Source organism: Arthrobacter sp. I3 (genome assembly GCF_000520575.1).
Taxonomy (GTDB): domain Bacteria; phylum Actinomycetota; class Actinomycetes; order Actinomycetales; family Micrococcaceae; genus Arthrobacter; species Arthrobacter humicola_A.
Genome location: NZ_KI914962.1, coordinates 128,156 through 132,424 on the forward strand (window position 1 = coordinate 128,156; position 4,269 = coordinate 132,424).

Here is a 4,269-nt window from a genome sequence, read left to right on the forward strand (position 1 = left end):
CGACTCGGCGGCCGCGTTGATGAAGGCGCAGCCGCGGTAGCCGTCGCGCCGGCAGGCGGCTGTCAGGGCATCGAACAGGCCCACGAGCTGCGCGGCCGGGTCCTCGCCGGCGGCCTCGGCGGCGGCGTGCAGCTGCCCGGTCCAGACGCCGTCCACCTTCTCCAGGTAGGCCAGCATGAGGTCGTCCTTGGCCGGAAAGTACTTATAGAACGTGGCTTTCGCGACGCCGGACTCGGCGATGATCGTGTCGATGCCGGCGGCCCGGAAACCCTGCGCGTAGAAGAGCCGGAAGGCCGTGGCCAGGATCTTCTCCCTGGCATGCCCGGCAGGGGTGCGGGCAGCCGGGGCGGCGGTGGCTGCTGGCGAGGTCATGGCTCAATCGTACACAGACAAGTCTGTCTACGCCGCAGTGTCATTCGCCCTGTGGCTCGTCAACGACGGACCGCCGGCCCGCCTCCGCCTGATCCGGCGGCTACGGGCGGGCGGCCAGACCCCGCACGAGCAGCCGCCAGACCTCGCGCAGCTCGGCCCCGATGGCCGGGTCCGACCATTCCGAAGCGTGCAGCGGGTGGTGGAACCGCGCCGTGGCGTGCAGGACGGCACGGCCGGCCGGCACCGGATCCGGGACGGCGAATTCGCCGCTGCGGACGCCGTCGGCAATGATCTCGGTCAGCGCTGCGGCCAGGTGGTCAACGTGGGCCGCCACCACTTCCCGCGCCTCGGCGGTCAGCTGGCCGAACGTGGCAAACAGCTCCGGATCGTTCAGCGCCATGCCCTGCTTGATGGCCGCGAGGCGTTCGAGCCAGCGGAGCAGGCGTTCCGCGGCAGGGCCCTCCGTATCGCGGGCAGGATCCAGAGGCTCCGCGAGGCGGTCCAGCCAGCGCCGGGCCACCGCGTCCCGCAGCGCCACCTTTGTGGGAAAGTGCCGGTAGACGCTGCCGTGGCTGACACCCAGGGCCTTCGCGACGTCCACGACCGTGGCCTTGGCCGGTCCGAAGCGCCGCAGCACGTCTTCGGCGGCGTCGAGGATGCGCTCCTCGGTCAGGACGGCGGCCACAGGGGTCACCGGCGTTCGCTGTCGAGCATGGCCATCTGGCCGGCGTCGTAGCGGGTGCCCGCGGCCGCGTCGGCGGGGACGGCGGCCTCGATAGCTGCCAGGTCCTCGGCGGAGAGGAGCAGATCGACCGCGCCCAGCGATTCGGAAAGCCGTTCCCGACGGCGGGCGCCAACGAGGGGGACGATGTCCTCGCCGCGGGACAGGACCCAGGCGATGGCGAGCTGGGCGACGGTCGCGCCCTTGCGGTCGGCGATTTCGCGGAGCCGTTCGACGAGCTCGAGGTTCCGCTGCAGGTTCTCGCCGGAGAACCGGGGCAGGTGGGCCCGGAAGTCGCGCCGGTTCCCAGTTCCGGCGGCCGGCCAGTGGCCGGAAACCAGGCCGCGGGACAGCACGCCGTATGCCGTGATGCCGATGCCCAGCTCGCGGGCCACCGGCAGGATGTCCTGCTCGATGCCACGGGAGAGGAGGGAGTACTCGATCTGGAGGTCCGAGACCGGGTGGACGGCGTTGGCGCGGCGCAGGGTGTCGGCGCCGACCTCTGAGAGGCCGATGTGGCGGATCAGGCCCTGCTGCACGAGCTCGGCCAGTGCTCCCACGGTTTCTTCCACCGGAACGGACGGATCCAGGCGGGCCGGCCGGTAGATGTCCACGTAGTCGGTGCCGAGGCGCCGGAGGGTGTAGGCCAGGAAGTTCTTGATGGCCACCGGACGGGTGTCCACGCCGTTCCATCCGCCCCGGGCATCGCGCAGGACGCCGAACTTCACGCTGATCTGGGCGCTCTCGCGCCGGCGGCCGCGGATCGCGTCGCGCAGCAGCATTTCGTTGTGGCCCATGCCGTAGAAGTCGCCGGTGTCCAACAGGGTCACGCCGGCGTCGAGGGCGGCCTGGATCGTGGCGACGCTCTCGGCGTCGTCGGCGGGGCCGTAAAGATCGGACATGCCCATCAGGCCGAGGCCGATGGCGGCGGTGCTGGGGCCGGTGGAGCCCAGGGTGCGGGGGGTGCCGAGAGTGGAAGTTGTCATGCCATGACCATACAACAATCAGCTGACAGATTTCAAACTTTGTCAGCTGAGAAAAGGCGGGCGAGGCGTCGGCATGCGCTTATTGCCGTAGACAGGTCTGTCTGATAGCGTCATGCCCACACGTAGACGAACCTGTCTACTCCACGACTTCAGAATGAGGACGCCATGAAGATTGCAGTACTGGGAACCGGCATGGTGGGGCGCACGATTGCCGGCGCACTGGCGGGGCTGGGGCACGACGTCGTGATCGGCACCCGCGACCCGCAGGCGACGCTCGCCCGGACCGAACCGGACATGATGGGCACCGCGCCGTTCGCCGAGTGGCACGCCGCAAACGCCGGAGTCGACGTCGCCGCGTTTGCTGACGCGGCATCCGGCGCCGAGCTGATCGTCAATGCCACCAACGGCGCCGGCTCGCTGGCCGCGCTGGCCGCCGCCGGGACCCCGAACCTGGCCGGCAAGATCATCATGGACATCGCCAACCCGCTGGACTTCTCGCAGGGCATGCCGCCGTCGCTGAACCCGGTGAACACGGACAGCCTCGGCGAAGAGATCCAGCGGTCCTTCCCGGAGGCCAAGGTGGTGAAGACGCTGAACACCATGACCGCGTCCGTGATGGTCGATCCGGCCCGGGTGGCCGGCGGTGACCACACGGTGTTCGTCTCCGGGGACGACGCCGGCGCCAAGGCGGCCGTGACGGAACTCCTCAAGGGCTTCGGCCACCGCGACGTGATCGATCTCGGCGACATCACGAGTGCCCGCGGTGCGGAAATGATCCTGCCGATCTGGCTGCGGATCTGGGGCGCGCTGGGCACCGGCGAGTTCAACTTCAAGATCGCGCGCTAACCCCTTCACCCGCCAAGCCCGCAGCAGGGGCCGTTCCGGGAGCTCGGAACGGCCTCTGCTGCGAACTGGTTGGGGTCCCGGGGGGTCCGTGGGGGAGGGGCGTCGGGCCGGCGCGGCGGGGCCTGACACTATCTGAGACGGAATTCCAGCAGGGAGTGCCTGCGGGTAACATCCCATGGGAAGAAGTAATCGGGCTCACAGTATCCAGCGCAGTGTACGAGCCAAGTCGAACCCTCGAAAGATAGTTTCCATGGCTGACACTGCAATGCATTCCGACACCGATCTTGCCGCCGAACTCCGGGCTGATGTCCGCCGGGTCTCCACCCTCCTCGGCGAATCCCTGGTCCGCCAGCACGGCCCCGAACTGCTGGACCTGGTGGAGCAGGTGCGCCTGCTGACCAAGGAATCCAAGGAAGCCGCCCGCGGCGGCGCTGACGCTACCGGGCCGTGGAGCTCGTACGACGTCGTCGCCCAGGTCCGCGAACTGCTCGGTTCCCTGCCGCTGGAGCAGGCCACCGACCTGGTCCGCGCCTTCGCGTTCTACTTCCACCTGGCGAACGCCGCCGAGCAGGTCCACCGGGTCCGCGGGCTGCGCACCCGGCAGGAGAAGGACGGCTGGCTCGCCAAAGCCGTGGAGGAGATCGCGGACCAGGCGGGCAACTCCGTGCTGCAGGAAGTCGTCAACGAACTCGACGTCCGCCCCATCTTCACCGCACACCCCACCGAGGCCTCCCGCCGCTCCGTGCTGGACAAAATCCGCCGGCTCTCGGACATCCTGTCCGAATCCACGGCGGAGGGCACCTCCGCGCGCCGCCGCCAGGACCGCCACCTGTCCGAAGTGATCGACCAGATGTGGCAGACGGACGAGCTCCGCCAGGTCCGGCCCACCCCCGTGGACGAGGCCCGGAACGCCATCTATTACCTCACCGGCATCCTCAGCGACGCCATGCCGGAAATGCTCTCGGACCTCTCCGAGCTGCTTGCCGAGCACGGCGTCACGCTGCCGCCGCAGAAGGCCCCAATCCGCTTCGGCTCCTGGATCGGCGGGGACCGCGACGGCAATCCCAACGTCACGGCCGCCGTCACCCGCGAAATCCTCCAGATCCAGAACCAGCACGCCGTGCGGATCAGCATCGGCCTGATCGACGGGCTCATCTCCATCCTGTCCAACTCGACCGCGCTGGCCGGGGCGGACCAGGAGCTCCTGGACTCGATCGACGTCGACCTGGGGAACCTGCCTGGCCTGGACCGCCGCGTCCTCGAGCTGAACGCTCAGGAGCCCTACCGGCTCAAACTCACCTGCATCAAGGCCAAGCTGATCAACACCGGCCGCCGGGTCGCGGC

5 protein-coding genes are annotated in these 4,269 nt (G+C 69.2%); 2 read left to right on the plus strand and 3 right to left on the minus strand.

Translation table 11 applies throughout. The features are described 5' to 3' along the window. The 3 genes from Y706_RS28465 to Y706_RS0120640 form a co-directional block, all read right to left on the minus strand. The coding region (locus tag Y706_RS28465; RefSeq protein WP_043436724.1) for a TetR/AcrR family transcriptional regulator at positions 1-372 on the minus strand (372 nt) is incomplete at its 3' end. 100 nt (positions 373-472) lie between these two features. Continuing rightward, the gene (locus tag Y706_RS0120635) at positions 473-1,066 is read right to left on the minus strand and encodes a TetR/AcrR family transcriptional regulator (RefSeq protein ID WP_028278074.1); all 594 of its coding nucleotides are present in this window, start codon (positions 1,064-1,066) and stop codon (positions 473-475) included. After that, entirely contained in the window at positions 1,063-2,079 is a 1,017-nt protein-coding gene (locus tag Y706_RS0120640) for an aldo/keto reductase (protein ID WP_028278075.1), read from the minus strand. Before Y706_RS0120640 ends, Y706_RS0120635 begins: the two co-directional genes overlap by 4 nt. Positions 2,080-2,244: 165 nt before the next feature. Here Y706_RS0120640 and Y706_RS0120645 point away from each other — a divergent pair, with 165 nt between their 5' ends. Continuing rightward, positions 2,245-2,925, plus strand: a complete 681-nt coding sequence (locus Y706_RS0120645) for an NADPH-dependent F420 reductase (RefSeq protein ID WP_028278076.1) — start codon at positions 2,245-2,247, stop codon at positions 2,923-2,925. A 250-nt stretch (positions 2,926-3,175) separates the two neighbouring features. Then, positions 3,176-4,269: phosphoenolpyruvate carboxylase (locus Y706_RS28470; RefSeq protein WP_043436726.1), on the plus strand; the 1,094-nt coding region annotated here is incomplete at its 3' end.

What these genes read in the sequence shown, in the direction of transcription:
- Y706_RS0120645 (WP_028278076.1), top strand. Translation starts at nt 2,245, where the DNA reads ATGAAGATTGCAGTACTGGGAACCGGCATGGTGGGGCGCACGATTGCC.
- Y706_RS0120640 (WP_028278075.1), bottom strand. Translation starts at nt 2,079, where the DNA reads ATGACAACTTCCACTCTCGGCACCCCCCGCACCCTGGGCTCCACCGGC.